This window comes from Pseudochelatococcus lubricantis, from assembly GCF_042432495.1.
In the GTDB taxonomy this organism is placed as follows: Bacteria; Pseudomonadota; Alphaproteobacteria; order Rhizobiales; family Beijerinckiaceae; genus Pseudochelatococcus; species Pseudochelatococcus lubricantis.
Map to the genome: position 1 here is coordinate 1,188,282 of NZ_JBHLXC010000002.1, position 24,302 is coordinate 1,212,583.

At 67.1% G+C, this 24,302-nt stretch carries 26 protein-coding genes; 19 read left to right on the top strand and 7 right to left on the bottom strand.

Annotation, left to right across the window (positions count from 1 at the left end; translation table 11 throughout):
• Positions 1 to 10: 10 nt before the first annotated feature.
• Positions 11 to 1,957 carry a propionyl-CoA synthetase gene (locus ACFFJ7_RS08165; RefSeq protein WP_377591710.1) on the bottom strand — a complete coding sequence of 649 codons (1,947 nt, stop codon included), beginning with the start codon at positions 1,955 to 1,957 and terminating at the stop codon, positions 11 to 13.
• Between the two features lie 261 nt (positions 1,958 to 2,218).
• On the bottom strand, positions 2,219 to 2,407 hold the full coding sequence (locus tag ACFFJ7_RS08170) for a YdcH family protein (protein WP_166948737.1): 189 nt from the start codon (positions 2,405 to 2,407) through the stop codon (positions 2,219 to 2,221).
• Positions 2,408 to 2,671: 264 nt separating this feature from the next.
• On the opposite strand from ACFFJ7_RS08170, the gene ACFFJ7_RS08175 reads away from it, so the two are divergent.
• Together ACFFJ7_RS08175 and ACFFJ7_RS08180 are read left to right on the top strand one after the other, a co-directional pair.
• Entirely contained in the window at positions 2,672 to 2,890 is a 219-nt protein-coding gene (locus ACFFJ7_RS08175) for a YdcH family protein (RefSeq protein WP_166948739.1), read from the top strand.
• 300 nt (positions 2,891 to 3,190) lie between these two features.
• The gene (locus ACFFJ7_RS08180; RefSeq protein WP_377591711.1) at positions 3,191 to 3,877 is read left to right on the top strand and encodes an alpha/beta hydrolase; all 687 of its coding nucleotides are present in this window, start codon (positions 3,191 to 3,193) and stop codon (positions 3,875 to 3,877) included.
• 64 nt (positions 3,878 to 3,941) lie between these two features.
• Here the strand turns inward: ACFFJ7_RS08180 and ACFFJ7_RS08185 are convergent, their stop codons facing one another.
• Positions 3,942 to 4,265, bottom strand: coding sequence for a DUF1476 domain-containing protein (locus tag ACFFJ7_RS08185; RefSeq protein ID WP_166948743.1), 324 nt, complete (start codon positions 4,263 to 4,265; stop codon positions 3,942 to 3,944).
• 450 nt (positions 4,266 to 4,715) lie between these two features.
• Here ACFFJ7_RS08185 and purC point away from each other — a divergent pair, with 450 nt between their 5' ends.
• From purC to grxD, 6 genes are all read left to right on the top strand, one after another.
• Positions 4,716 to 5,513, top strand: coding sequence for a phosphoribosylaminoimidazolesuccinocarboxamide synthase (gene purC / locus ACFFJ7_RS08190; protein WP_166948745.1), 798 nt, complete (start codon positions 4,716 to 4,718; stop codon positions 5,511 to 5,513).
• A 305-nt stretch (positions 5,514 to 5,818) separates the two neighbouring features.
• The gene (gene purS, locus ACFFJ7_RS08195) at positions 5,819 to 6,052 is read left to right on the top strand and encodes a phosphoribosylformylglycinamidine synthase subunit PurS (protein ID WP_343042496.1); all 234 of its coding nucleotides are present in this window, start codon (positions 5,819 to 5,821) and stop codon (positions 6,050 to 6,052) included.
• A gap of 1 nt (position 6,053) precedes the next feature.
• Positions 6,054 to 6,737 carry a phosphoribosylformylglycinamidine synthase subunit PurQ gene (gene purQ, locus ACFFJ7_RS08200; RefSeq protein WP_377591712.1) on the top strand — a complete coding sequence of 228 codons (684 nt, stop codon included), beginning with the start codon at positions 6,054 to 6,056 and terminating at the stop codon, positions 6,735 to 6,737.
• Between the two features lie 78 nt (positions 6,738 to 6,815).
• The gene (purL, locus tag ACFFJ7_RS08205) at positions 6,816 to 9,029 is read left to right on the top strand and encodes a phosphoribosylformylglycinamidine synthase subunit PurL (protein ID WP_377591713.1); all 2,214 of its coding nucleotides are present in this window, start codon (positions 6,816 to 6,818) and stop codon (positions 9,027 to 9,029) included.
• 25 nt (positions 9,030 to 9,054) lie between these two features.
• A complete protein-coding gene (locus ACFFJ7_RS08210; protein WP_166948754.1) occupies positions 9,055 to 9,291 on the top strand; it encodes a BolA family protein in 237 nt (78 codons plus the stop codon).
• Positions 9,292 to 9,338: 47 nt separating this feature from the next.
• Complete coding sequence (gene grxD / locus ACFFJ7_RS08215) at positions 9,339 to 9,671, top strand: Grx4 family monothiol glutaredoxin (protein ID WP_166948757.1); 333 nt, start codon at positions 9,339 to 9,341, stop codon at positions 9,669 to 9,671.
• Positions 9,672 to 9,689: 18 nt separating this feature from the next.
• Here the strand turns inward: grxD and tlpA are convergent, their stop codons facing one another.
• Positions 9,690 to 10,319 (bottom strand): thiol:disulfide interchange protein TlpA, encoded by a 630-nt coding sequence (gene tlpA / locus ACFFJ7_RS08220; protein ID WP_377591714.1) that lies wholly within the window; start codon positions 10,317 to 10,319, stop codon positions 9,690 to 9,692.
• A gap of 221 nt (positions 10,320 to 10,540) precedes the next feature.
• Here tlpA and ACFFJ7_RS08225 point away from each other — a divergent pair, with 221 nt between their 5' ends.
• Together ACFFJ7_RS08225 and lysA are read left to right on the top strand one after the other, a co-directional pair.
• Complete coding sequence (locus tag ACFFJ7_RS08225) at positions 10,541 to 10,798, top strand: lipoprotein (RefSeq protein WP_166948763.1); 258 nt, start codon at positions 10,541 to 10,543, stop codon at positions 10,796 to 10,798.
• Positions 10,799 to 10,843: 45 nt separating this feature from the next.
• On the top strand, positions 10,844 to 12,118 hold the full coding sequence (gene lysA / locus ACFFJ7_RS08230; protein WP_377591715.1) for a diaminopimelate decarboxylase: 1,275 nt from the start codon (positions 10,844 to 10,846) through the stop codon (positions 12,116 to 12,118).
• Positions 12,119 to 12,124: 6 nt separating this feature from the next.
• On the opposite strand, the gene hemF is transcribed toward lysA, so the two are convergent.
• Positions 12,125 to 13,021, bottom strand: a complete 897-nt coding sequence (gene hemF / locus ACFFJ7_RS08235) for an oxygen-dependent coproporphyrinogen oxidase (RefSeq protein WP_166948770.1) — start codon at positions 13,019 to 13,021, stop codon at positions 12,125 to 12,127.
• A gap of 331 nt (positions 13,022 to 13,352) precedes the next feature.
• On the opposite strand from hemF, the gene ACFFJ7_RS08240 reads away from it, so the two are divergent.
• From ACFFJ7_RS08240 to ACFFJ7_RS08280, 9 genes are all read left to right on the top strand, one after another.
• Positions 13,353 to 15,209 (top strand): ABC transporter ATP-binding protein, encoded by a 1,857-nt coding sequence (locus ACFFJ7_RS08240; protein WP_377591716.1) that lies wholly within the window; start codon positions 13,353 to 13,355, stop codon positions 15,207 to 15,209.
• A 13-nt stretch (positions 15,210 to 15,222) separates the two neighbouring features.
• Positions 15,223 to 15,726: a tRNA (cytidine(34)-2'-O)-methyltransferase gene (locus tag ACFFJ7_RS08245; protein ID WP_377591717.1), complete on the top strand. Its 504-nt coding sequence runs from the start codon at positions 15,223 to 15,225 to the stop codon at positions 15,724 to 15,726.
• 67 nt (positions 15,727 to 15,793) lie between these two features.
• Entirely contained in the window at positions 15,794 to 18,286 is a 2,493-nt protein-coding gene (locus ACFFJ7_RS08250) for a TIGR02302 family protein (protein WP_377591719.1), read from the top strand.
• A gap of 19 nt (positions 18,287 to 18,305) precedes the next feature.
• Positions 18,306 to 18,503: a twin transmembrane helix small protein gene (locus ACFFJ7_RS08255; RefSeq protein WP_166948779.1), complete on the top strand. Its 198-nt coding sequence runs from the start codon at positions 18,306 to 18,308 to the stop codon at positions 18,501 to 18,503.
• Positions 18,504 to 18,538: 35 nt separating this feature from the next.
• The gene (locus tag ACFFJ7_RS08260; protein ID WP_377592113.1) at positions 18,539 to 19,111 is read left to right on the top strand and encodes a cob(I)yrinic acid a,c-diamide adenosyltransferase; all 573 of its coding nucleotides are present in this window, start codon (positions 18,539 to 18,541) and stop codon (positions 19,109 to 19,111) included.
• Positions 19,112 to 19,155: 44 nt separating this feature from the next.
• Complete coding sequence (locus ACFFJ7_RS08265) at positions 19,156 to 19,890, top strand: rhomboid family intramembrane serine protease (protein WP_377591722.1); 735 nt, start codon at positions 19,156 to 19,158, stop codon at positions 19,888 to 19,890.
• Between the two features lie 221 nt (positions 19,891 to 20,111).
• Positions 20,112 to 20,858, top strand: a complete 747-nt coding sequence (locus ACFFJ7_RS08270) for an electron transfer flavoprotein subunit beta/FixA family protein (protein WP_166948785.1) — start codon at positions 20,112 to 20,114, stop codon at positions 20,856 to 20,858.
• A 2-nt stretch (positions 20,859 to 20,860) separates the two neighbouring features.
• The gene (locus ACFFJ7_RS08275; RefSeq protein ID WP_166948787.1) at positions 20,861 to 21,793 is read left to right on the top strand and encodes an electron transfer flavoprotein subunit alpha/FixB family protein; all 933 of its coding nucleotides are present in this window, start codon (positions 20,861 to 20,863) and stop codon (positions 21,791 to 21,793) included.
• 193 nt (positions 21,794 to 21,986) lie between these two features.
• Positions 21,987 to 22,868 (top strand): 3-hydroxybutyryl-CoA dehydrogenase, encoded by an 882-nt coding sequence (locus ACFFJ7_RS08280; RefSeq protein WP_166948789.1) that lies wholly within the window; start codon positions 21,987 to 21,989, stop codon positions 22,866 to 22,868.
• Between the two features lie 98 nt (positions 22,869 to 22,966).
• On the opposite strand, the gene ACFFJ7_RS08285 is transcribed toward ACFFJ7_RS08280, so the two are convergent.
• Positions 22,967 to 23,812, bottom strand: a complete 846-nt coding sequence (locus tag ACFFJ7_RS08285; RefSeq protein WP_377591725.1) for a DUF6456 domain-containing protein — start codon at positions 23,810 to 23,812, stop codon at positions 22,967 to 22,969.
• Positions 23,809 to 24,207, bottom strand: coding sequence for a helix-turn-helix domain-containing protein (locus tag ACFFJ7_RS08290; RefSeq protein WP_377591727.1), 399 nt, complete (start codon positions 24,205 to 24,207; stop codon positions 23,809 to 23,811). The genes ACFFJ7_RS08285 and ACFFJ7_RS08290 overlap by 4 nt, the downstream gene beginning before the upstream one ends.
• Positions 24,208 to 24,302 lie beyond the last annotated feature (95 nt).

The following is a 24,302-nucleotide window of genomic DNA, read 5'->3' on the forward strand; positions in this document are numbered from 1 at the left end:
TTTTTCCTTGTCAGAGGCCGTGGCTTTTCAGCGCCTCGGCGATTTCATCCAGCGACTGCGGGTCCTCGATGGTCGCCGGCAGCGACCACGCCTGGCCGTCGGCAATCTTCTTCATGGTGCCGCGCAGGATCTTGCCGGAGCGGGTCTTGGGCAGCCGCCCCACGGTGATCGCGAGGCGGAAAGCGGCGACCGGGCCGATCTGCTCGCGCACGCGCGCGATCAGATCCTTCTCGATATCGGCCGGATTGTCCGTGACTCCGCTCTTGAGCACGACGAAGCCGCACGGCACCTCGCCCTTGAGAGAGTCGGCGATGCCGATGACGGCGCATTCCGCCACCGCCGGGTGGCTCGCCAGCACCTCCTCCATACCACCCGTGGACAGGCGGTGGCCGGCGACGTTGATGATGTCGTCGGTGCGGCCCATGATGAAGATATAGCCGTCCCTGTCCTTGAAGCCGGCGTCCGACGTCTTGTAGGCGCCAGGGAACTCGGAGAGGTAGCCGTCGCGGAAGCGCTCATCATTGCGCCACAGGGTGGGCAGGCAGCCGGGCGGCAGCGGCAGCCTGATGATGATGGAGCCCATCGTCTCGGCCGGCACCTCGTTGTTGCCCTCGTCGACGATGCGCACGTCATAGCCGGGCATCGGCACGGTCGACGACCCGGCCTTGACCGGCAGCACGCCGAGCCCCACCGGATTGCCTGTGATGGCCCAGCCGGTTTCCGTCTGCCACCAGTGGTCGATGACGGGAATCTTCAGCGTGTCGCGCGCCCAGTTCACGGTGTCCGGATCGGCGCGCTCGCCGGCGAGGAAGAGCGTGCGCAGCTTCGACAGGTCATACGGCGGCAGCAGCTTGCTGTGCGGATCTTCCTTGCGGATGGCGCGCAGCGCCGTGGGCGCGGTGAACAACGCCGCCACGTTGTATTCGCCGATCACGCGCCAGAAGGCGCCCGCGTCCGGCGTGCCGACAGGCTTGCCCTCGTAGATGACAGTGGTGCTGCCGTTGATGAGCGGGCCGTAGACGATGTAGCTGTGGCCGACGACCCATCCGATGTCGGAGGCGGTCCAGAATACCTCGCCGGGCTTGATATCGTAGAGGTTCTTCATGGTCCAGGCCAGCGCCACCAGATAGCCGCCGGTGTCGCGCACGACGCCCTTGGGTTTGCCCGTCGTGCCGGACGTATAAAGAATGTAGAGTGGATCGGTCGCCTTGACCGGGACGGGCGGCGCGGAGAGCCCGGCTTCGCGGGCCCTCTCCACGAGCCCGGCCCAGTCGTGATCGCGCCCCTCGACCAGTTCGGCACGGGCCTGCGGACGCTGGAACACGAGAACCGCGGGCCTGGCGTCGGCAAGCCGCAACGCCTCGTCGAGCAGGGGCTTGTAGGCGACGACGCGCGAGGGCTCGATGCCGCAGGAGGCGGTGAGGATGACCTTGGGCTCTGTGTCCTCGATGCGCGTCGCGAGTTCCGGCGCCGCGAAACCGCCGAACACCACCGAATGGATCGCGCCAAGCCGCGCCACGGCCAGCATGCCGATGACGGCCTCCGGAATCATCGGCATGTAGATGATCACGCGGTCGCCCTGCGTGACGCCGAGATCGGCGAGGACGGCGGCGAGCGTCTGCACCTCGCTCAGCAGGCCGTTGTAGGAGATGACCCTTTTCGAGTCCGTCACCGGGCTGTCGTAGATGATGGCCGGCTGCGATCCGCGCCCCGCGTCGACGTGGCGGTCGATGGCGTTGTAGCTCGCGTTCAGCGTCGCGTCCGGAAACCAGCGGCCGTAGACGCCCTCCTGCGGGTCGAAGATGCGGGAAGGTGCGCGCACCCAGCTTATGGCGCCGGAAGCCTCGCGCCAGAACTCCTCCGGGTCGGCCTGCCATCGGGCATACGCCTGCGCATAAGCGCTGTTGGCGCCTTCGGGCGTGGCGTCGGGCGATGATGGGGTGTTGTCTGCGGTCACGGCTCTCCTCCCTCGTTGAGCTTCGAGCGACGGGTCTCGGCCCGGGCATTCGGTGAGGCAGCGGGCCGGCGCGCTTTCAGCGGAACGTAGGAGGATGGAAAATGTCGCGCAAGCCTTGAGCGATTACAACTTTCGTCGGTTATCGCTGGCCGGGCGCAATATCCGGAATGTTGCGGCTGGCGTATACGCCTGCGCTGTCTGTCCGCCGCGACGGTCTCTATCGCGGCGGTGGCACAGGCGCTAACGGATGTGTGTCAAGCTTCAGTTAAGCTTTTGACCATCCTTCCTGGAATAGATACGTGTAATTTCATCCTTGAGTTGAAGTTTGCGGCGTTTAAGCTCGGCTATCTGTTCGCTATTGATGTAAGGTTTGGTGAGGTGTGTCTTGATTTCTCGTTCGATTGACTCGTGACGGCGTTCCAATTCGAAGAGGTGACCTTCAAGGGACATCGAATAACCTCCATACCGATTGCCGATGTCGTCAGTCTGACATAAAACGACGGAAGGTCAAACGCGATTCGCGCACGGCACGGAGAAAAATGTCGCACGCAAGAACGATTGTGCGGCGCAGCAGGGGCCGGAATGGCGTTCCGGCACCCTCATGTGGGGATGGCGTCATCCTGTCCATAACTGTTCAAAGAACCCTTGCGGCGCGACCATTTCCTCGCATAAGGTGCCGCACGTGGGCGCAATCCGGATAGTGCCGGGGCGGTGATGGCATTCGATCTGGATACTGAAGAACGCACGATACTGGCGGCCGAGCTTGAGCGGCTGCGCGGCGAGCACCGCGAGCTTGACGCGCGGATTTCCGCGCTTGAAGGCGAGGGGGCCGCTTTCCAGCTTCAGGTGCAGCGCCTGAAGAAGAACAAGCTCGCGCTGAAGGATCGCATCGCCTATCTTGAGGATCAGTTGACGCCCGATATCATCGCCTGAAGGCGCATCGCTGAGCCGGAGCAGCGAGGCCGCCATTTTCGCCCGCGTGCACGTCTCCGTAAAGCAGTTTGCATTCAATCTGAGTTGTCAAATTGAATGCAAGTTGCGGAAAAATATAGAATTCAGACCATTTCTACGTTTCGTTGAAACGCAACAATGGCCTATGTTACTTGTTTTGATGCAATTCCGGACGCAAAAGGTGTCTCCACTTCCGCCGGAAATGCTCTAGTCCATGCATCGGGTTGATCCCGATAACGGTATCCGTTTCATAGGCTTGATGCGTTATCGACCGGAGGTTCCATGGCAATTATCGACGGACCGCGGCTCGCCGCACGTTCGGGCAACGCCCGCCAGCTCGTCGTCTTCCTGCATGGCTATGGCGCGAACGGCAACGATCTGATCGACATCGGACGCGAATGGCAGCGCTGGCTGCCCTATGCGGCCTTCGTCTCCCCGCACGCGCCGGAGCCGTGTCCGGCGTCCGGCATGGGCCGGCAATGGTTCGCGCTGACCTTTCGCGATCCTGACGAGCGCTGGCGCGGCGTCAATCACGCGGCACCGTCGCTGGAGGCGTTTCTCGACGCGGAGCTGCAGCGCCACGGGCTCACGCCTGACCGGCTGGCGCTGGTCGGGTTCAGCCAGGGCACCATGATGGCGCTGCACGTCGGACTGCGTCGCAGGGTCGCGCCGGCTGCGATTGTCGGCTATTCGGGCATTCTGGTGGTGCCGCCCGGGGGCGGCGCGGAGCCCGCGTCCCGGCCGGGCGCGGCGGCTGTGCCGCCGATTCTGCTCGTGCACGGGGAGGCGGACGAGGTGATCCCGGTGGACGGGCTGTTCTTCTCGGCCGAGCGGCTGGCCGGCGAGGGCCTCGGCGTGCAATGGCATCTTTCGCCGCATATCGGCCATGGCATCGATGGTGGCGGCCTGCGCCACGGCGGACTGTTCCTGACGTCGTCCTTCGGGCTGCCGTTCCCCGAACAGGCATGAGCCCGGCTCCCCGGCTTCCGTCCACCCCGAAACGGCGGCGGACGGTGCCGGGTGGGAGACGCGGTTACGCGCCGCTGCGGACTTCGGCGTGGGCGCGCACCAGCAGCGCTTCCATCTCGCGGCGAATCTGGTGGTCGGACTGCTCGATGCCGGCGGCGTCGAAATCGGCGCGGATCTTGCGGAACACGTCCTCGTCGCCGGGCTCCTCGAAGTCCGACAGCACGACGGAGCGGGCATACTCGTCCGCCTGCGCGCCGGTCTTGCCCAGCTTATCGGCGGCCCAGAGGCCCAGCAGCTTGTTGCGGCGGGCAACGGCCTTGAAGCGAAGTTCCTGGTCGATGGCGAACTTGGCCTCTTCTGCCTTCTGACGATCGTTAAAAGTTGTCATCGGTCGTGCTCCCCGTGCAGATACATCTACATCCTCTGCGGATACAGTCGATATAATGTGCCGTGCGGGCGATGGCCAGTGCATTTTCAGATGACGCCCGTTCCGACTCACGTCCGGAAGATACCGGCAGGGATGTGCGGAAAATTTGCGTGTTCCGTCTGACGGCAGCATGACAGAACGGCGACGCCGTCGCGGAAACAGTATGGTGCCGGACGGCGCCGTTAACCATAACTTGCCGTTAACCATAATAAATTATAATGATATATTTCCGGTGCGCCAAAAGCACGGACGGACGAGGGCCGCAGACCCGCCGGCCGGCGTTGTGCTTTTGCGCGCGATCGGATAGGTTGCGGGGCAGACGGCAAGCCGCCTGTCCGGCATCGGAAGTCACTGACCGGTTTTCCGCCTGTTTCGAGCCGCGGATCGTTTAATTCGGAGCCACGGCACCCTATGGATTTCCTCAAGATACGGTACACGCCGATGAATCGCCGCCGTCGTATTTACGAGGGTAAGGCAAAGGTCCTCTATGAAGGGCCGGAGCCGGGAACCCTCATTCAGCACTTCAAGGACGACGCGACCGCCTTCAATGCCAAAAAGCATGAGGTGATCGATGGCAAGGGAGTGCTGAACAACCGCATTTCCGAATACATCTTCACCAAGCTCAACGAGATCGGCGTGCCGACGCACTTCATCCGGCGTCTGAACATGCGCGAACAGTTGATCCGCGAGGTCGAGATCATTCCGCTCGAAGTCGTCGTGCGCAACGTCGCGGCCGGCTCGCTGTCGACGCGGCTCGGCATCGAGGAGGGCACGCAGCTCCCCCGCTCGATCATCGAGTTCTACTACAAGAACGACGCGCTGAACGACCCGATGGTGTCGGAAGAGCACATCACGGCCTTCGGCTGGGCCACTCCGCAGGAGATTGACGACATCATGGCGCTCGCCATCCGTGTCAACGACTTCCTGACCGGCCTCTTCCTCGGCATCGGCATCCGCCTTGTCGACTTCAAGATGGAGACCGGCCGGCTGTGGGAAGGCGATATGATGCGCATCGTCGTCGCCGACGAGATTTCTCCTGATTCCTGCCGGCTGTGGGACGTCAAGTCCTCCGACAAGCTCGACAAGGACCGCTTCCGCCGCGACATGGGCGGCCTGGTTGAGGCCTATTCGGAAGTGGCGCGCCGGCTCGGCATCCTGGGTGAGAGCGAGAACCCCGCGCGCGGGGACTCCCCCCGCCTGGTGGAGTAGCACGCCGCGCCGGAAGGCGCGACGCGGAAGGATGGCGCGGCACGGTGTCACGTCCGCTACAGTTCCGCGGTGCTGGCAGCCGCGCGGATGGATTGCGCGGGACGAATGCCGCAGTGGATTGCGAACAGCATCAATATTGACTACAGCGGGGGCTTGAGGCCCCCGTTCGCGTACCTATCTGCAAGAGACGGATCGCAGGGCGGAGGGGACCGCCGTTCGACAGGGAGCAAGCCATGACCGCCGCAGAACACACCGCCCCGCAGAAGACGACCGCGCATGCCCCCGGCCATGCGCCGCGGGCGCGCGTGACGGTTACCCTCAAGAACGGGGTGCTCGACCCGCAGGGCAAGGCGATCGAAGGGGCGCTGGCCTCGCTCGGCATCGCGGGCATCGCCGGCGTGCGGCAGGGCAAGGTGTTCGACATCGCGCTCGCCGGAGCCGATCCGGAGCACGCGAGGGCGCTGCTCGGCGAGGCGTGCGAGAAGCTGCTCGCCAACACCGTGATCGAGAACTACAGCATCGAATTGTTGGACGCCTGACATGAAAGCCGCCGTCATCATCTTCCCCGGCTCCAATCGCGATGGCGATGTGGCGCAGGCGCTCGTTCAGGCTGGCGCGAGCGTGACCAAGGTTTGGCACGCCGACAGCAGCCTGCCCGCCGGCACCGATCTCGCCGTGCTGCCCGGCGGGTTTTCCTATGGCGACTATCTCCGCTGCGGCGCCATCGCCGCGCGCGCGCCGGTGATGGACGCGGTGCGCAGCCACGCGGCGACGGGCCGGCTGGTGCTCGGCATCTGCAACGGCTTCCAGATCCTGTGTGAATCCGGCCTGCTGCCGGGCGTGCTGATGCGCAATGCCGGCCTGAATTTCATCTGCCGCCGCCAGTTCCTGCGCGTCGAGCGCAACGACACCGCCTTCACGCGCCGCTATGCGCAGGGGCAGGCCATCGACGTCGCGATCGCCCACGGCGAGGGCAACTTCGTCGCGGACGAGCGGACGCTGGCGCAGATCGAGGGCGACGGGCGCGTGGCGTTCCGCTACGCCGACCGCGCGGGCGCGGTGACGCCGCAGGCCAACCCGAACGGATCGCTGAACAACATCGCCGGCGTCTATTCCGAAAAGTTCAACGTCCTCGGCCTGATGCCGCATCCGGAGAACCTGATCGACGACCTCGTCGGCGGCACGGACGGCCGCGGGCTGTTCGAGAGCCTGTTGGCGGCGTGAGCTTGTCCGTTTGTTGAGCAGGCTAACGTAACTTTCTGAAAAGTCGCGATAATCGCGGCGTCACATTGTGAGCTTCCGATGACCGCCAAAGAGCCGACCATCACCCCCGGGCTCGTCGCCGAGCATGGCCTGACGCCGGACGAATACACCCGTTTCAAGGAGCTGGTCGGCCGCGAACCGACCTTCACCGAACTCGGCATCGTGTCAGCGATGTGGAACGAGCATTGTTCCTACAAGTCCTCGCGCCTCCATCTGCGGGGGCTGCCGACGCAGGCGCCGTGGGTGATCCAGGGGCCGGGCGAGAACGCGGGCGTTATCGACATCGGCGACGGGCTCGCCTGCGTCTTCAAGATGGAAAGCCACAACCATCCTTCGTTCATCGAGCCCTACCAGGGTGCAACGACGGGTGTCGGCGGCATCCTGCGCGATGTGTTCACCATGGGCGCGCGGCCGGTCGCGGCGTTGAATTCGCTGCGTTTCGGCGCGCCGGAGCATCCGCGCACGCGCCATCTCGTCGCCGGGGTGGTGGCGGGTGTCGGCGGCTACGGCAACTCCTTCGGCGTGCCGACGGTGGCGGGCTCGGTGGGCTTCCATACGCGCTATGACGGCAACATTCTCGTCAACGCCATGGCGGTAGGCATCGCGCGCGCGGACGGCATCTTCTACGCCGCGGCGGCGGGCGTCGGCAACCCCATCGTCTATCTCGGCTCCAAGACGGGCCGCGACGGCATCCACGGTGCGACGATGGCCTCGGCCGAGTTCGACGAGAACTCCGGCGAGAAGCGCCCCACCGTGCAGGTCGGCGACCCCTTCGCAGAGAAGCTGCTGCTTGAGGCCTGCCTCGAATTGATGCAGACCGGCGCCGTCATCGCCATTCAGGACATGGGCGCGGCCGGGCTGACCTGCTCTGCGGTGGAGATGGGCGCCAAGGGCGGCCTCGGTGTGGAGCTGGATCTCGATGCAGTGCCCTGCCGCGAGGAAGGCATGACGGCCTACGAGATGATGCTCTCGGAAAGCCAGGAGCGCATGCTGATGGTGCTCGACCCCGCGCGGCAAGCCGAGGCCGAGGCCATCTTCCGCAAGTGGGGCCTGGACTTCGCTGTCGTCGGCCACACCACGGACACGCAGCGCTTCGTCGTGCGCCATAAAGGAGAGGTCAAGGCCGACCTGCCGATCCGCGAACTCGGCGACGAGGCGCCGCTCTACGACCGGCCCTGGAACGAGCCTGTGCCGCAGCCGGTGCTCGACCCGGCGACGGTCGCCGCGCCCGTCTCCGATCTTGAGGCGCTGGAGCGGCTCCTCGGCACGCCGGACCTTGCGTCGAAGCGCTGGGTTTGGGAGCAGTACGACCACCTCATCCTCGGCAACACGGTGCAGATCCCGGGCGGCGACGCGGCCATCGTACGTATCGGCGAAGGCCCCAAGGGGCTTGCGCTCACCACGGACGTGACGCCCCGCTATTGCGAGGCCGATCCGGTGGCTGGCGGCCGGCAGGCTGTGGCCGAAACCTGGCGCAATATCACAGCCGTCGGCGGCAAGCCATTGGCAATAACGGATAATCTGAACTTCGGCAACCCGGAGAAGCCCGACGTCATGGGCCAGTTCGTCGGTTGCCTGCGGGGTATTTCAGAGGCATGCGTCGCGCTCGATTTCCCCATCGTTTCCGGCAACGTCTCGCTTTACAACGAGACGCAGGGCCGCTCCATCCTGCCCACGCCGACCATCGGCGGCGTTGGGCTCGTCGCGGATGTCTCGGTCCATGCCACGCTTGCCTTCAAGCGGCCGGGCGAGGCGATCCTGCTCGTCGGCGAGACGGCCGGCTGGCTCGGCCAGTCGGTCTACCTGCGCGAGATCGTGGGGCGTGAGGAAGGCGCGCCGCCGCCTGTCGATCTCGCCGTGGAACGGCGCAATGGCGATTTCGTGCGCGGCCTCATTCTCGACAAGCACGCCAGCGCCGTGCATGATCTGTCGGACGGCGGCCTGCTCGTGGCGGTCGCGGAAATGGCCATCGCCTCGGGCATCGGCGCGACGCTCGATGCCGCGCCGGCGGGTGTGCCAGCGCACGCCTTCTGGTTTGGCGAGGATCAGGCGCGCTATGTCGTCACAGTCGCGCAGGCGGATGTGGCTGCGGTGACGGCCGCGGCCCAGGCTGCCGGCGTGCCCCTGCGTCGGCTCGGCGCGACGGCGGACGAAGCGGCGTTGCAGATCGCGGGCGAAGGGGCCATATCGCTCGGGAGGCTGCATGCCCGGCATGAGGCGTGGCTTCCGGATTACATGAGTAAACCCGAATAACGATTTGAATCCAGAGGAATTTTCAATGGCAATGGAAGCAGCAGAGATTGAGGCTCTCATCAAGGCCGCCATTCCCGATGCTTTCGTGGAGATCCGCGATCTGGCCGGCGACGGTGATCATTATGCCGCAACCGTGATCTCGCCATCGTTCGCCGGCAAGTCGCGCGTCCAGCAGCATCAGCTCGTCTATGCCGCGCTTCAGGGCCGCATGGGCGGCGCGCTGCATGCTCTTGCGCTCACCACCGGAACGCAGCAGGATTAATATCTGGCGCCGATTGCGCCGCAGTGCTTCACAAGGAAGTTTCGAACATGTCCGACGTACTTGCGTTCATCGACAACGAGGTCAAGTCCAACGACGTCGTGCTTTTCATGAAGGGCACGCCGGATTTCCCGATGTGCGGGTTTTCCGGACAGGTGGTGAAGATTCTCGATTACGTTGGTGTGTCCTACAAGGGCATCAACGTGCTGGAGAGCGACGACATGCGCCAGGGCATCAAGGAATATGCCAACTGGCCGACGATCCCGCAGCTCTACATCAAGGGCGAGTTCGTCGGCGGCGCGGATATCGTGCGCGAGCTGTTCCAGGAAGGCGAGCTGCAGAAGATCCTTGCCGACAACGGCATCGAGGTCGCCGCCGAATAGGCCCGGGAGCCGGCGGCCTCAGCCGCCGATCGCCGCCCTGATCAGGGCCACTGCGTCGTTCGAGGCCCATTCCGCCGCGCCGGCGAGATGCCCCAACGCGCAGCCGTCCCGGTCGACAAGCACGGTCGTCGGCATACCAAATGCCTTGCCGTCCGCGCGCAGCGTCTGGAAGATTTTCGCTTTCGGATCGCTGTAGGGCGTGAGGCTGTCGATGCCGTTGTCCTTCAGCCATTGCATGGCTTTCTGCGGCTCACGGGTATCGATGTTCACGGCCACGACCTCGAAATCGCTCCCGCCCAGCTTTTTCTGCAAGGCGTTGAGGGCCGGCATCTCCGCCCGGCACGGCACGCACCACGTCGCCCACAGGTTGAGCAGAACGGTGCGGCCGCGGAAATCGGCGAGGGACAGCGGCTTTCCGTCCGCCGACAGGAAGGTGAGTTCGGTAAGCGGCGCCGCGCGATTCTCCACCTGGACGGCGGCGACTTCGCCGGTTGCCAAGGGTTTCAGGCGCGTGAGCACGTCTGCCGAGGCCGGGCAGGTGCCGCCCGGCGCGCTGCCCCCCCGGTAGGCGCGGATGCCGATGACGCCGCCGACGATGACGAGCGCCACGGCGCCGGTGACGGCGAGGCGGCGAAACGAAATACTCATGTTGGACCTATACGCTGCAAAGGGACATTCCCGGCGTTCGCGCCGCGCCGACCCGGCAGGGACAAGGTAAGCCATTGCGCGGCGATCTCAACCCGCCCGTGCGTGTGCGTGATCGCATCTGCGTGATCGCGGCGGCGCGATCTCCCGCGCGAGAATGCGAAACAGGGCTCGAATTGTCGCGTCAGTCGGTTATAGTGCGCCCGCTTCATGGAGGTTTGCCCGTGCTCCGTTCCCCTGTGCTCCGTTTTCGCCTGAAATCTTCCCGCAATGCGGCGTTCCGCCTCTGCCTTGCCGTGGCCGTGTGCGCGGCGGTCGCGGGCTGCGGAAGGCGGGGCGGGCTGGAATATCCCGTGGACCCGAACGATCCGCAAATCCGCGATTCGGGTCAGCGCGTCCACTCGTCGGGGCGCGAGGGGCAGAAGGTGATCCGCGGCTATGTGACGCCGGACAAGAAATTCATCCTCGATCCGCTGCTCTGACCGCCGCCATTTCCTGACGCAGACGTTTTCATTCCGGGCGACGCCATGCACCATTTTTCCTATGTCGACGGCCTCATGCAGGCCGAGGATGTCGATCTGACGGCGCTTGCCGGCGAGGTCGGCACGCCGTTCTACTGCTATTCCACCGCCACCGTCGAACGCCACTACCGCGTGTTCGCGGAAGCCTTCGCGGATGTGCCGGCACTGGTGTGCTTCGCCGTGAAGGCCAATTCCAACCAGGCGGTGATTGCCACGCTCGCCCGGCAGGGCGCCGGGGTAGACATCGTGTCGCAGGGCGAACTGCGCCGGGCGCTCGCGGCGGGTGTGCCGGGAGAGCGCATCGTGTTCTCCGGCGTCGCCAAGACGCGCGAGGAGATGGCGGCGGGGCTGAAGGCGGGCATCCTGTGCTTCAACGTCGAATCGGAGCCCGAGCTTGAGGCGCTGTCGGAAGTCGCCGTCTCGCTGGGCGTGAAGGCGCCCGTTTCGGTGCGCGTCAACCCGGATGTGGACGCGCTGACGCACGCCAAGATTTCCACCGGCAAGTCGGAGAACAAATTCGGCGTTCCGCTGTCGCACGCGCGCGCCGTCTATGCCCGCGCGGCCGCGCTGCCGGGCATCACGGTGACCGGCGTCGACATGCACATCGGCAGCCAGATCACGGATCTCGCGCCCTTCGACAACGCCACGGCGCTGATCGTGGAACTGGCGCGCGACCTGCTGGCGCAGGGCCACAGGCTGGACCACGTCGACCTCGGCGGCGGCCTCGGCATTCCCTACCATGAGGATGCGGAGCCGCCGCCGCTGCCCTCCGCCTACGCCGATATCGTCAAGCGCCACACGCGCGGTCTCGGCCTGAAGCTGGTGTTCGAGGTCGGCCGCATGATCGTCGGCAACGCCGGCATCCTGGTGACGAAGGTCATCTACGTGAAGCAGGGCGAGGGACGCACCTTCGTCATCGTCGACGCGGGCATGAACGACCTCATCCGCCCGACGCTCTACGAGGCCTATCACACGGTGAAGCCCGTGCGGGAGCCGGCGCCCGGCGCGCCGCGCATCGTGGCCGATGTCGTGGGGCCGGTCTGCGAAAGCGGCGACTATCTGGCGCTGCAGCGCGCCCTGCCGGCGGTCGCGCCCGGCGATCTGCTGGCGGTGATGACGGCCGGCGCCTACGGGGCGACGCAGTCGAGCACCTACAACAGCCGCCTGCTGGTCCCGGAGGTGCTGGTGAACGGCGCGCGGGCGGCGGTGGTGCGCCCGCGCCCGACCTACGACGACCTGATCGGCCTCGACCGCGTGCCGGACTGGCTGAGGGGGAAGTAAGCCCCGTTACGGCCAGCGCACCCTCGGCGGCAGCGACGACAGGATGGACTTGACGTTGCCGCCGGTCTTCAGGCCGAAGATGGTGCCGCGGTCGTGGAGCAGGTTGAACTCGGCGTAACGTCCGCGCCGCACCTCCTGCTCGAAGACGTCGGCTGCGGTCCACGGTGTCGGCAGGTTGGCGCGCACGATGGCGGGATAGACGGCGCGGAACGCTTCGCCAACCGCCTGGGTGAAGGCGAGGTCGGCCTCCGCGTCGCCGGACCAGTGATGGTCGTAGAAGATGCCGCCGATGCCGCGCGGTTCGTCGCGGTGCGGCAGATAGAAGTAACTGTCGCACCACTCCCTGTATTTCCCGTAGGGAGCGACTGCCGCGTGCGCGTCGCACACCGCGCGCATGGCGGCGTGGAAGCGGATGGCGTCCGGGTCGTCCTGCGCGCGCCGCCTGTCGAGCACGGGGGTAAGGTCCGCGCCGCCGCCGAACCAGGCTTTCGTGGTGACGACCAGGCGCGTGTTCATGTGCACGGTCGGCACGTTCGGGTTCCACGGATGGGCGATGAGGGAGATGCCGGAGGCCCAGAAGCGCGGGTCCTCGGCGGCGCCGGGTATCTGGGCCCGGAACTCGGGCGAGAACTCGCCGAACACGGTAGAGACATGGACGCCCACCTTCTCCAGCACGCGCCCGTGCATCAGCGACATCACGCCGCCGCCGCCCGCCGTGCCATCGCTGCCCTTCCGCTCCCACACCTCGCGCGCGAAGCGGCCGGGCTCGCCGTGGCCGGGAAAGAAGGGGCCGGCCGCCTCGTCCTCCAGCGCCTCGAAGTCGGCGCAGATGCGGTCGCGCAGGGTCGAGAACCACGCGCTGGCGCGTGCCTTGAGGTCGTCCAGATTGGCGGGCAAAGCCATGGTGCGAGTGTGTCCCTTGTCGAAAGCCGAACGTGCGGCACCGCACGCCTGATACGCCATCGCGCCCCCCGCGCATAGGTCCGGCGCGCATGATCGGGCATTTTGGGGCGCGCGGAACGATGATAGCCGGCTATGGCATAAAACCGGAAAACGGGCGCCGTTTTCCGGACGAATTTGATGAATAAACAAGAAGATAGGGCAAAATGGCGATTCAGATTCGGTGCATTTTGCTCTATACGGCATGCGATCGCGGGGGCCGTGTGTGTTCGGCCTGTTTCCGCCGGGCCGGAAACAGGCAGTGCGGCGGCCTCCGCCGCGACAGGAGATGACGATGTTCCGCTGGTTCGAAACCCGGATCGATCCGTTCCGGGAGGTGCCGATCGAGCGCCCGCCGGAGACGCTGCTGGCGTTCTACCGGCATTACGTGCGGCAGGTGTGGCCGGTGTTCGTCGCGCTCGTCATCTCGGGCGGCGCTGCCGCCGCGCTGGAGGTGCTGATGTTCCGCTATATCGGCGAGATCATCGACCTGCTCGGCAAGACGACGCCGGAACGCCTGTTCGCGGACTACGGCGGCCGGTTCCTGTTCATGGCGCTGCTGGTGCTGCTGGTGCGCCCGCTGTGCAACGTGCTGAACGACATGATCGTGCGCCAGACGATCCTGCCCGCCTTTCCGGCGCTGGTCCGCTGGCAGGCCCACCGCTACGTCATCCGCCAGAGCCTCGAATTCTTCCAGAACGACTTTGCCGGCCGGCTGGCGACGCGCGTCATCCAGACGGGCATGGCGCTGCGCGAGTCCGTGGTCGAGGTGTTCGGCTCGCTCTGGTTCGTCGTCATCTACGCGGGCGGGGCAATCCTGCTGTTCGCGGAGGCCGACTGGCGGCTCGCCATGCCGCTGGTGGTCTGGGTGGCGCTCTACGGCGCGGCGTTGGCGTGGTTCGTGCCGCGCATCCGCGAGAGCGCCAGGGCGGTGTCGCACGCGCGCTCCACGCTGACGGGCCGCGTGGTCGACGGCTACACCAACGTCATGACGGTGAAGCTGTTCGCCCACGCCGAGCGGGAGGATGCGTACATCCGCGAGAGCATCGGCGAGAACGTGGAGGCGACGCAGAAGCAGACACGGCTCGTCACCGCCATGTCGGCGACGGTCTCGGTGCTGAACTGCCTGCTGATCGGCTCGACGACCGGCCTTGCCGTGTGGCTGTGGACGCAGGGCAGCGTGACGACGGGGGCGATTGCCTTCTCGTCCGGGCTCGCGATCCGCATCTACAATATGTCGGGCTGGATCATGTGGGTGGTGACGGGCATCTTCGAGAACGTCGGCGTGGTGCAGGAGGGCATGGAGACGCTCTCGCGCCAGCATGCCGTCGTGGACAGGCCCGGCGCGAAGCCGCTGCAGGTAACGCGCGGAGAAGTGGCGTTCGAGCACGTGCGCTTTCACTATGGCCGCAAGTCCGGCGTGATCGGGGACCTGACGCTGCGCATCGGCGCGGGCGAGCGCATCGGGCTTGTCGGACGCTCGGGCGCGGGCAAGTCGACACTGGTCAACCTGCTGCTGCGCTTTCACGACCTGCAGGGCGGGCGCATCCTGATCGACGGGCAGGATATCGCCTCTGTCACGCAGGAAAGCCTGCGCGGCGCCATCGGCATGGTGACGCAGGACACTTCGCTGCTGCACCGCTCCGTGCGCGACAACATCCGCTACGGCCGGCCCGACGCCAGCGAGGAGGCCATCCGGGCGGTGGCGCGGCAGGTGCATGCCGACGGCTTCATTCCCTCGCTCGTCGATCCCGCCGGGCGGCGCGGGCTCGATGCCCATGTGGGCGAGCGCGGCGTCAAGCTCTCCGGCGGCCAGCGTCAGCGCATCGCCATCGCGCGCGTGCTGCTGAAGAACGCGCCCATCCTGGTGCTGGACGAGGCGACCTCGGCGCTCGATTCGGAGGTCGAGGCCGCCATTCAGGACGAACTCGACACGATCATGGCCGGCAAGACGGTGATCGCCATCGCGCACCGGCTGTCGACCATCGCCCGCATGGACAGGCTCGTGGTCATGGAGCAGGGCGCGATCGTGGAGCAGGGCACCCACGACGAACTGGTGCGCAGGGGCGGCATCTACGCTGGCCTCTGGCGGCGCCAGTCGGGCGGCTTTCTGGGCGTCGACGAGCCGCCGCTGTCGCTGGTGGGCGAATGAGCGGGGGCGTTTCATGCTGAGGCTCGCGCTCTACCAGCCGGACATTCCGCAGAACGCCGGCACGATGCTGCGGTTGTGCGCTTGCCTCGGCGTGGCGGCCGAGATCATCGAGCCGGCGGGCTTCCCGGTGTCCGACCGCGCCTTCCGCCGGGCAGGCATGGACTATCTGGAAGACGTCGTCATCAACCGCCACGATTCCTGGCGCAGGTTCGAGGAATGGCGTGCGGCGGCGGGCTTGCGGCTGGTGCTGGCGACGACGCGGGCCGCCGCCCTCTATACGGATTTCGCCTTCGGGCCGGACGACGTCATCATGGTGGGGCGGGAATCGGCGGGCGCGCCCGAGGAGGTGCATGCGGCGGCCGACGCGCGGATCGTCGTGCCGATCCGGCCGGGGATGCGTTCCATCAACGTGGCGGCGACGGCGGCGATGCTGCTGGGCGAGGCGCTGCGGCAGACGGGCGGCTTTCCGGCAGCGCCCCGGTTGCCATCCCGGATGACGCCTCTTGTGAACGGTTAAATCGATCAGCGCGCGTGCGCCGGGCAGCCGGGCGTGCTACCGTCGCATACGGGATTTTTTCAGGAACATGTCGAGGACCACGTCGGTGAGCGGCCCCGAAGGGCAACAGGTGAAGGCACAACAGGCGGGCCAGCAGCTTGAGCGCGCCGTGCGGCGCACGCGGATCGCGCTGTACGGCGAGCGCGTCTGGCCGCGCCTGTGGTGGCCGCTCGGCGTCGCGGGCATCTTCCTCGCCGTCTCCTGGCTCGGGTTGTGGGCGCTGTTGCCGGCTGGCGGGCGCATGGCGGGCGTTATCGTCTTCGCGCTGGCCTTCGTCGCCGCGATCGTGCCCGCCGTCGCCGTGCGCTATCCCTCGCGGCGCGAGGCGCTGCGGGCGCTCGACGGCGGGGCGGACGGCGCCGGTCTGGCCGATCCCGCGAGCGCGCTCGCGGATACGCAGGCGATGGGGCAGCACGATGCCGCCAGCCGCGCGCTGTGGACGCTGCATCAGCGCCGGGCGGCGGAGGCGATCTCGAAGCTGCCGCCGCGCTTCCCGCGTCCGCTGACGGCACAGTACGACCGTTACGGCCTGCGCGGGGCGCTGATCGTGGCGCTCGTCGCGGCGGCTTTCATCGCGGGGACGGAGCGGGGCAGGCGGCTGGCGCTTGCCTTCGACTGGCGCTTCGAGGCCTCCGGCGATCCTGTGGCGGCGCGCGTCGACGGCTGGATCGACCCGCCCGCCTACACGCGCCTGCCGCCGGTCATGCTCGATCTCACCCGCGCCGGAACGCGGGACGTCTCGGTGCCCGCCGGCAGCGTGCTGGTGCTGCGTTCCGCCGGCGGCGCGGCGGAGGACGTGGCGATATCCGGCGGCTTCGTAGCCCGGCCTGCGGAGCAGCCCGCCGCCGACGGCATCCATGAGAACCGCTATACCATCGAGGGCTCGGGAACCGTCGCGCGCGACACGGGCGACGGCCGGGCGACCCTTGGCATCGCCGTCGTTCCGGACAGGCCGCCCGTCATCGCCTTCGTCGGGCCGCCGGAAGCCACGCGGCGCGGTGGGCTCACCGTCGTCTTCCGCGCCGGTGACGATTACGGCGTCACGGCCGCGCAGGGCGTCGTTTCCCTGCCCGGCGAGGATACGGCGCAGGCGCTCGTGCCGCCGCCCGTTGTCGCCCTGCCGCTGCCCCGCGTCGGGGAGGCGGAGCAGGAGCTGCGTACCACCGCCGACCTCGCAGCGCATCCGTGGGCAGGTGCCACCGTGCAGTTCACGCTCGTGGCGCGGGACGGTGCCGGACAGGAGGGGCGCAGCGAAACGCTGACCGTGACGCTGCCGCAGCGCCCGTTCACCAACCCGCTGGCGAAGGCGCTGGTCGAACAGCGCCGCAACCTCGTCTTCCATCCGCACGACTGGCGCGATGTACGGCTCGCGCTGCGCGCGCTGATGATCGCGCCGGACATCTTCACGCCCGACAGCGCTGTCTATCTGGGGCTGGTGACGGCGGAGCGGATGCTCTCCTCCGCCTCCAGCGGGGAGGGCCTTGTCGCCGTCGCCGATTTCCTGTGGGGCATGGCGCTCAGGATCGAGGACGGCGACGCCGGCGATACGGAACGCGCCCTGCGCGCCGCCCAGCAGGCGCTGCAGGAGGCCATCGACCGCAATGCGCCGGCGGACGAGATCGCGCGTCTCGCCCAGGCGCTGCGCGAGGCGATGAACCGTCATCTGTCGGAAATGGCCCGCAATCAGGCGCGCAACCGCGATCCGGCGGCGCAGCGACAGGGCGGCACCCCCACGCAGACCGTCACGCCCGAGGAACTCGCGGCGATGATCGACCGCATGGAACAGATGGCGCGCGAGGGCGATCTCGCCGGGGCGGACAGGCTGCTGCAGCAGCTCAACAATATCCTCAACAATCTGCAGATGGCGCAGGGCGCGCCGCAGCAGGGGTCGCAGGCCGGGGAGGCCGGCCGGGCGATGCGCTCGCTCGACGAGATGATCCGCAACCAGCAGCGCCTGCGCGACGACACCTACCGGCAGAACGGCGAGGCCTCCGAGGGTGGCGAGGGGAACGCCGGCGGCGGGGAGCGCAACGGCGATCTCTCCGGCCGCCAGCAGGCCCTGCGCAACCAGCTGGAGCGCCTGCAGCGCGGCCTTTCCGAGCAGGGGCTGGAGGGCGAGCCGGGCCTCGGCGCGGCCGAGCGCGCGATGCGCGATGCCGAGGAAAGGCTCGCTGACGGCGACGGAGACGGGGCGGTCGATGCCCAGGGCCGGGCGCTGGAGGCGTTGCTGGACGGCGCGCAGGGGCTCGCCCGGCAGATGCGGCAGGCGCAGCAGGGCGAGAACGGGGAGCCGGGTTCGCAGCCGGGAACCGGCGAGCCGGGACCGGGCGAACAGGATCCGCTCGGCCGCTCGACAGGCCAGCGCCGCTGGTCCGACGGCGAGACGCGCGTGCCCGGCGCAGACGAATCGGCCATCGTGCGTGCGCGCCGCATTCTGGAGGAGCTGCGCCGGCGGCTGGGCGACCCCACGCGCCCCGCGGAGGAGCGCGACTATCTGGAGCGCCTGTTGCGCCGCGACTGAACGGAGGCGGGAGGAAGCCATGGGTGCACTCGGTTATGTCCTGGTGCCGGTCATGCTGGCGGCCGTCGCGGTCGTGCTGGTGCTCGGCCTCGTCAACATGATGCGCGGCGGCAGCCCGGAACGGTCGCAGAAGCTGATGCAGCTTCGCGTGCTGTTCCAGTTCGCCGCTGTCGTCGTCGTGCTGCTGGTGCTGTGGATCGGCGCCGGCAGCCATTGAAACGCGATATCGATCCGGACGGTGACAATTTCATCATGGTTCGCCTCAACCGCATCTACACCCGCACCGGCGACGACGGCACCACCGGCCTGACCGGCGGCGAGCGCCGCCGCAAGGACGATCTGCGCATCGAGGCAGTCGGCGCGGTCGACGAGGCCAACGCGGCCCTCGGTCTCGCCCGGCTCCATGCCGCCGGCGACATCGACGCGGCGCTGGCGCGCGTGCAGAACGACCTGTTCGATCTTGGCGCCGACCTGTCGACGCCGGGCGGCGCGGAACCACAGCCTTTCGAGGCGCTGCGCGTCGTCGAGGCGCAGGTGGAACGGCTGGAGCGGGAGATCGACGCCTTCAATGCGGCGCTGGCGCCGCTGCGTTCCTTCGTGCTGCCCGGCGGCTCGCCCGCCGCGGCGGCGCTGCATGTGGCGCGCACCGTTTGCCGGCGGGCGGAACGGGTTGCGGTGGCGCTGGCGGCGCGGGAGCCGGGGCAGGTGTCGCCGGTGGCGCTGCGCTATCTCAACAGGCTGTCGGACCTGCTGTTCGTGCTTGCCCGGGCGGCGAACGACAACGGCGCGCTGGACGTGCTGTGGCGGCCGGGCGCAAACCGTTGACGGAACCCTTATGACGACGGAGCCGGACGCCGCAGTGAGTCGCCATGTTCATTCCGATCTATGACGGCCTTGCCTATCGTACGATCCGCGTCGCCTGGGCGACATGGAGCGTGCTGGCGCTGTCGTGCCTGTTCTACGCCGCCTATGCGTTGCGCCTCCTGCCCGGCAGGCTCGCGGACGAGACGTGGCTCTCGGCGGCTTTCGGCGTCATCCCGGCGGTGCTGCTCGGCAGCGCCGCCCTGCCGGATGGGCTGCCGCTGGTGCCGGAGCCGGCGACGCTGGTCAGCGGGCAGTTCGTACATCTCGGCTTCCTGCACCTCGCCGGCAACATGCTGTTCCTCGCCGTGTTCGGCGACAACGTGGAGGACGCGATGGGCCATGCGCGCTTCGCGTTGTTCTATCTCGCCTGCGGCGCGGCGGGGGCGCTGGCCTATGCGGCGGGCCACCCGGAGTCTCTGCGCCCGCTGGTCGGCGGCTCGGGCGCGGTGTCCGGGCTCGCCGCCGCCTATCTGCTGCTCTATCCGCGCGCCCGGGTGTGGGGCCTGTTCCTCAACCGCATTCCGCTGCAGGTGCCGGCGCTGTGGGCCATAGGCTTCTGGATCGCATTCCAGATTGTCCAGGCGTGGTTTGGCAGCGACGACGTGGGCTGGCTGGCGCATCTGGGCGGATTCGCGGCCGGCGGCGCGCTGGTTCTCGTGCTGCGGCGGCGCGACCAGCCGCTTTTCGGCGCGGGCATCGGCAAAGGCATGGGAAAACCGGCGGTGGCGGACGATCCGTGAATGGAGATTGACAAGCGCGAACCGGCGTCGTTACGTTCGCGCAGCCGTCTCAAACGGCTGTTTGGGAAGCGGCGGCCGGGGCGGATGGGAATGCGTGAGCAAACAGAATACCAGCCGGAAATTTATTCAGTTGCTTTCCCTTGCAGGAGACGTTCAGTATAAAAAGTGAAGGCAAGGCTTTACTTGAGATAAGTTCCAATAAAGTCCAACGGAGGTCGTCAATGAAGTTGCTGGTGCCCGTCAAGCGGGTGGTCGACTACAACGTCAAGATTCGCGTCAAGCCCGATGGTACGGGGGTTGACCTTGCCAATGTCAAACAGTCGATGAACCCGTTCGACGAAATTGCTGTCGAGGAGGCGTTGCGCCTCAAGGAGGCGGGCAAGGCGACGGAGGTCGTCGTGGTCTCGATCGGCCCGGCGCAGGCGACGGAAACCCTCCGCACCGGCCTTGCCATGGGCGCCGATCGCGGCATCCTCGTCAAGGCCGAAGGGCGGGTGGAGCCGCTGGCCGTGGCCAAGGTGCTGGCGAAAATCGTCGAGCAGGAGAAGCCCGACCTCGTCATTCTCGGCAAGCAGGCCATCGACGACGATTCCAACCAGACGGGCCAGATTCTCGGCGCGCTCCTCGGCTGGGCGCAGGGCACCTTCGCGTCGAAGGTGGTCGTGGGCGACGGCTCCGTGGACGTGACGCGCGAGGTCGACGGCGGCCTGCAGACCGTGTCGCTCAAGCTGCCGGCGATCGTCACCACCGACCTGCGCCTCAACGAGCCGCGCTATGCGTCGCTGCCCAACATCATGAAGGCGAAGAAGAAGCCCATCGCGGAGACCACGCCCGAGGCGCTCGGCGTCGACGTGTCGCCGCGCCTCAAGGTGCTGAACACCGCCGAGCCGTCCAAGCGTCAGGCCGGCATCAAGGTGGCGGATGCGGCCGAACTGGTGTCGAAGCTCAAGGAAGCGGGAGTGCTCTGATCATGACGACCTTGCTCATTGCCGATCACAACAATCAGGCGCTCAAGGACGGCACCGCCAAGACGCTCACCGCGGCGCGGGAACTCGGCGAGCCGGTTCACGTTCTCGTGGCGGGTGAGGGCGCGCGCGCCGCTGCCGACGCCGCCGCGAAGCTCGAAGGTGTGGAGAAGGTGCTGCTCGCCGAGGGCGCTGTCTATGCGCACGGGCTTGCCGAGCCGCTCGCGGCGCTGATCGCCGGCCTCGCCGGCAACTACCGGTCGATCGTGGCGCCCGCGTCCTCGAACGGCAAGAACGTTCTGCCGCGCGTATCGGCGCTGCTCGACGCCGCGCAGGTGTCGGACGTCACGAAGGTGGTTTCGCCCGATACGTTCGAGCACCCGATCTACGCGGGCAACGCCATCGAGACCGTGCAGACCACGGACGCCAAGCAGGTGTTGACCGTGCGCACCGCGGCCTTCAAGGCGACGGGCGAGGGCGGTTCCGCCGCCGTCGAGAACGTCGAGGCTGCCGCTGACCCGGCGGTGTCGCAGTTCAAGGGCGAGGAAGTGGCGAAGTCGGAGCGGCCGGAACTGACGGCGGCGAAGATCATCGTTTCCGGCGGCCGCGCGCTCGGTTCGGCCGAGAAGTTCCAGGAAGTCGTCGCGCCGCTCGCGGACAAGCTGGGCGCCGCCATCGGCGCGAGCCGCGCAGCCGTGGACGCGGGCTACGCGCCCAACGACCTGCAGGTCGGCCAGACCGGCAAGGTCGTGGCGCCCGACCTCTACATCGCGCTCGGCATTTCGGGGGCTATCCAGCACCTTGCCGGCATGAAGGACTCGAAGGTCATCGTCGCCGTCAACAAGGACGAGGACGCGCCGATCTTCCAGGTGGCCGATTACGGTATCGTCGGCGATCTGTTCAAGGTGGTGCCGGAGCTGGAAAAGGCGCTCGGCTGAGCCTTCCGTCCCGCATCCTCGCGATGCGGGACGTCTTCAGATGGATTGACTGGCCCGTCTGAAGAAAATACGTCAAAATGTATCTGTAAGGTGTCCGGCGATCCTGGGATCGGAAGCGACACTGTGCCCGCTGCCGCCCAGTCAGCCAACGGATTCACCACACCAGTCAGCAACAACGCAACGGACGGGTAACATGTCGATCGAGATTCGCAAGGTGGGCGTCATCGGGGCCGGGCAGATGGGCGGCGGCATCGCGCAGGTTGCCGCAGCCTCGGGTTACGAGGTTGCGCTCAACGACATCAGCGAGGAGCGCATCAACGCGGGTCTCGCCACCATCAACGGCAACCTCGCGCGGCAGGTGTCGAAGGGGCACCTCACGGAAGAAGAGAAGACGTTGATCCTGGCGCGCATCACGTCCGCGCCGACCTATGAACATTTCAACGACGCCGATCTGGTGATCGAGGCGGCGGTCGAGAACGAGGACATCAAGCGCAAAATCTTCCAGGCCCTGTGCCCGGCATTGAAGCCCACCGCGCTGATCGGCACCAATACGTCGTCCATCTCGGTCACGCGCCTTGCTTCCACCACCGACCGGCCGGAGCAGTTCATCGGCATCCACTTCATGAACCCGGTGCCGGTGATGCAGCTGGTCGAGGTCATTCGCGGCATCGCCACTTCCGAGGAAACCTTCGAGGCGACCCGCGCTCTCGTGGAGAAAATCGGCAAGAGCCTGACGGTGGCGGAGGACTTCCCCGGCTTCATCGTCAACCGCATCCTGCTGCCGATGATCAACGAGGCGATCTATACGCTTTATGAAGGTGTGGGTTCGGTGGAATCCATCGACACCGCCATGCGTCTCGGCGCGAACCATCCGATGGGCCCGCTGCAGCTCGCGGACTTCATCGGCCTCGACACCTGCCTGTCGATCATGCAGGTGCTCTACGAGGGGCTGGCGGATTCCAAGTATCGTCCCTGCCCGCTGCTGGTGAAGTATGTCGAGGCGGGTTGGCTCGGCCGCAAGACCCGCCGTGGCTTCTACGACTATCGTGGCGAAAAGCCCGTTCCGACGCGCTGAGGCGCGTCGCGGACCCGTGAACGCTGAAATCCGGCCGCGAGGCCGGATTTCTTTTTTCGTGCCTTTTCAAGGATGCGCCGTTCCGCTCCGGCGGTATGTCAGCGGTCCATCCAGACCCTGATGCCGCTGCCGCGCGTCGGGCCGTTGGCCTGCGCGCCGAGGCCGTAGTGATCGGCGAGACGGCGCAGTGCGAGCTTCAGCACGACCTTGCCGGAACGGGGTGGCCAGCGGCGCTCGCGCTCCACCTCCTCGATGCGTTTCAGGAAGCCGCAGACGTCGATCAGGATACCGGCGTATTCGCTGTCGACGGCGTCAAGCGCCCGGTGAAGGCGTTGGCGCGCGGAAACCATCGCTTCCGTGGCGGGTGCAGGGCCGCCGTTGCCGCTGCCGCCGCGCGCCGGCGACCAGTTGCTGGTGACACGGGGCATGATCTGCGCCAGCGTCAGGTCGCGGCGCAGCCGCTCGCCCGCCTCGAAGCAGGCGGCATCGAGGAAGGGCACGCCGTTGCGGTCGCGCCGTTTGTGGAGCCAGGCGAGCGGGCTTTCAGCCTCGTTTACCTGCAGGGCCGGGGTGTGTCCGTCTCCGCCGGCCGGCGTCTTTTCGCGAAGCCGCCGGTCGGGGCCCGGTGTGGGGGAATCCGGCGCCGGCCCGTGTTGCAGGTGCATCAGCGCGGCGCGTCCGGCCTCGGTGATGGCGAAGGTGTTTTCCGGCGTGAGGCGCACGAGACGGCGCTTCAGCAAGGCATGGACGGTGCCGGCGGGAAGGCTGCCGCGCCCGAGCGACACGCCGCCGCGCGAACTCGACAGAATGACGCGATCCGGCATCCCGCTGCCGATCACCGCGATGTTGCCCTGTTCCGACAGATGGCCCAGCAGCCGGAGCGTATCCGCATCCCCCTGCCGTGGTTTTTCGGTTGCCTTTCCGGCATTGGTGCGGCGGCTCATTGCCCGGCCTCCGACGCGGCGGTGGCCTCTGCCGCGTCGTGCAGGCAGCGCGCGACGCGGCGGGTGAGGGCGTGTTCGAGGCAGGACAGGACGTGCCTGAAGTGCGGGTCGTCGCCGCACCGCCGCGCGACGCGCCGGCATGCATGGCCGATGGTGGCGCGGTGGCGGCCGAAGGCCCGGCCTGCCGCGGATTCCGCCAGGTTGAAGCCGGTGCGCGCGAGGTAGATCGCGCCCGCGCGGGCGAAGGCATCCCTCGCCCGGCGCCGGTGGCCGGCGCGCACCGCCGCCAGCGAAACCGCGAACGCGGACGACACGGCGGCTTCGCATTGACGGCAGATCGCGGCTTCCCGCAGCAGGCGGCCGGCGCCGCCATGATCGAATCCGGTCCAGGACATCAAAACCTCCGTCGTCAGATACATAGGAAACTAATCCGAAAATCTGCACTAATGAACGCAGAAATAGGATTATCATCCTATAAAATGGACGCAAC

What these genes read in the sequence shown, in the direction of transcription:
- ACFFJ7_RS08180 (WP_377591711.1), top strand. Translation starts at nt 3,191, where the DNA reads ATGGCAATTATCGACGGACCGCGGCTCGCCGCACGTTCGGGCAACGCC.
- ACFFJ7_RS08185 (WP_166948743.1), bottom strand. Translation starts at nt 4,265, where the DNA reads ATGACAACTTTTAACGATCGTCAGAAGGCAGAAGAGGCCAAGTTCGCC.
- ACFFJ7_RS08275 (WP_166948787.1), top strand. Translation starts at nt 20,861, where the DNA reads ATGACGACCTTGCTCATTGCCGATCACAACAATCAGGCGCTCAAGGAC.
- ACFFJ7_RS08285 (WP_377591725.1), bottom strand. Translation starts at nt 23,812, where the DNA reads ATGAGCCGCCGCACCAATGCCGGAAAGGCAACCGAAAAACCACGGCAG.
- tlpA (WP_377591714.1), bottom strand. Translation starts at nt 10,319, where the DNA reads ATGAGTATTTCGTTTCGCCGCCTCGCCGTCACCGGCGCCGTGGCGCTC.
- ACFFJ7_RS08170 (WP_166948737.1), bottom strand. Translation starts at nt 2,407, where the DNA reads ATGTCCCTTGAAGGTCACCTCTTCGAATTGGAACGCCGTCACGAGTCA.
- ACFFJ7_RS08280 (WP_166948789.1), top strand. Translation starts at nt 21,987, where the DNA reads ATGTCGATCGAGATTCGCAAGGTGGGCGTCATCGGGGCCGGGCAGATG.
- grxD (WP_166948757.1), top strand. Translation starts at nt 9,339, where the DNA reads ATGTCCGACGTACTTGCGTTCATCGACAACGAGGTCAAGTCCAACGAC.
- ACFFJ7_RS08290 (WP_377591727.1), bottom strand. Translation starts at nt 24,207, where the DNA reads ATGTCCTGGACCGGATTCGATCATGGCGGCGCCGGCCGCCTGCTGCGG.
- ACFFJ7_RS08255 (WP_166948779.1), top strand. Translation starts at nt 18,306, where the DNA reads ATGGGTGCACTCGGTTATGTCCTGGTGCCGGTCATGCTGGCGGCCGTC.
- purL (WP_377591713.1), top strand. Translation starts at nt 6,816, where the DNA reads ATGACCGCCAAAGAGCCGACCATCACCCCCGGGCTCGTCGCCGAGCAT.
- ACFFJ7_RS08240 (WP_377591716.1), top strand. Translation starts at nt 13,353, where the DNA reads ATGTTCCGCTGGTTCGAAACCCGGATCGATCCGTTCCGGGAGGTGCCG.
- ACFFJ7_RS08210 (WP_166948754.1), top strand. Translation starts at nt 9,055, where the DNA reads ATGGCAATGGAAGCAGCAGAGATTGAGGCTCTCATCAAGGCCGCCATT.
- ACFFJ7_RS08270 (WP_166948785.1), top strand. Translation starts at nt 20,112, where the DNA reads ATGAAGTTGCTGGTGCCCGTCAAGCGGGTGGTCGACTACAACGTCAAG.
- lysA (WP_377591715.1), top strand. Translation starts at nt 10,844, where the DNA reads ATGCACCATTTTTCCTATGTCGACGGCCTCATGCAGGCCGAGGATGTC.
- hemF (WP_166948770.1), bottom strand. Translation starts at nt 13,021, where the DNA reads ATGGCTTTGCCCGCCAATCTGGACGACCTCAAGGCACGCGCCAGCGCG.
- purQ (WP_377591712.1), top strand. Translation starts at nt 6,054, where the DNA reads ATGAAAGCCGCCGTCATCATCTTCCCCGGCTCCAATCGCGATGGCGAT.
- purC (WP_166948745.1), top strand. Translation starts at nt 4,716, where the DNA reads ATGGATTTCCTCAAGATACGGTACACGCCGATGAATCGCCGCCGTCGT.
- ACFFJ7_RS08245 (WP_377591717.1), top strand. Translation starts at nt 15,223, where the DNA reads ATGCTGAGGCTCGCGCTCTACCAGCCGGACATTCCGCAGAACGCCGGC.
- ACFFJ7_RS08250 (WP_377591719.1), top strand. Translation starts at nt 15,794, where the DNA reads ATGTCGAGGACCACGTCGGTGAGCGGCCCCGAAGGGCAACAGGTGAAG.
- ACFFJ7_RS08265 (WP_377591722.1), top strand. Translation starts at nt 19,156, where the DNA reads ATGTTCATTCCGATCTATGACGGCCTTGCCTATCGTACGATCCGCGTC.
- ACFFJ7_RS08175 (WP_166948739.1), top strand. Translation starts at nt 2,672, where the DNA reads ATGGCATTCGATCTGGATACTGAAGAACGCACGATACTGGCGGCCGAG.
- ACFFJ7_RS08260 (WP_377592113.1), top strand. Translation starts at nt 18,539, where the DNA reads ATGGTTCGCCTCAACCGCATCTACACCCGCACCGGCGACGACGGCACC.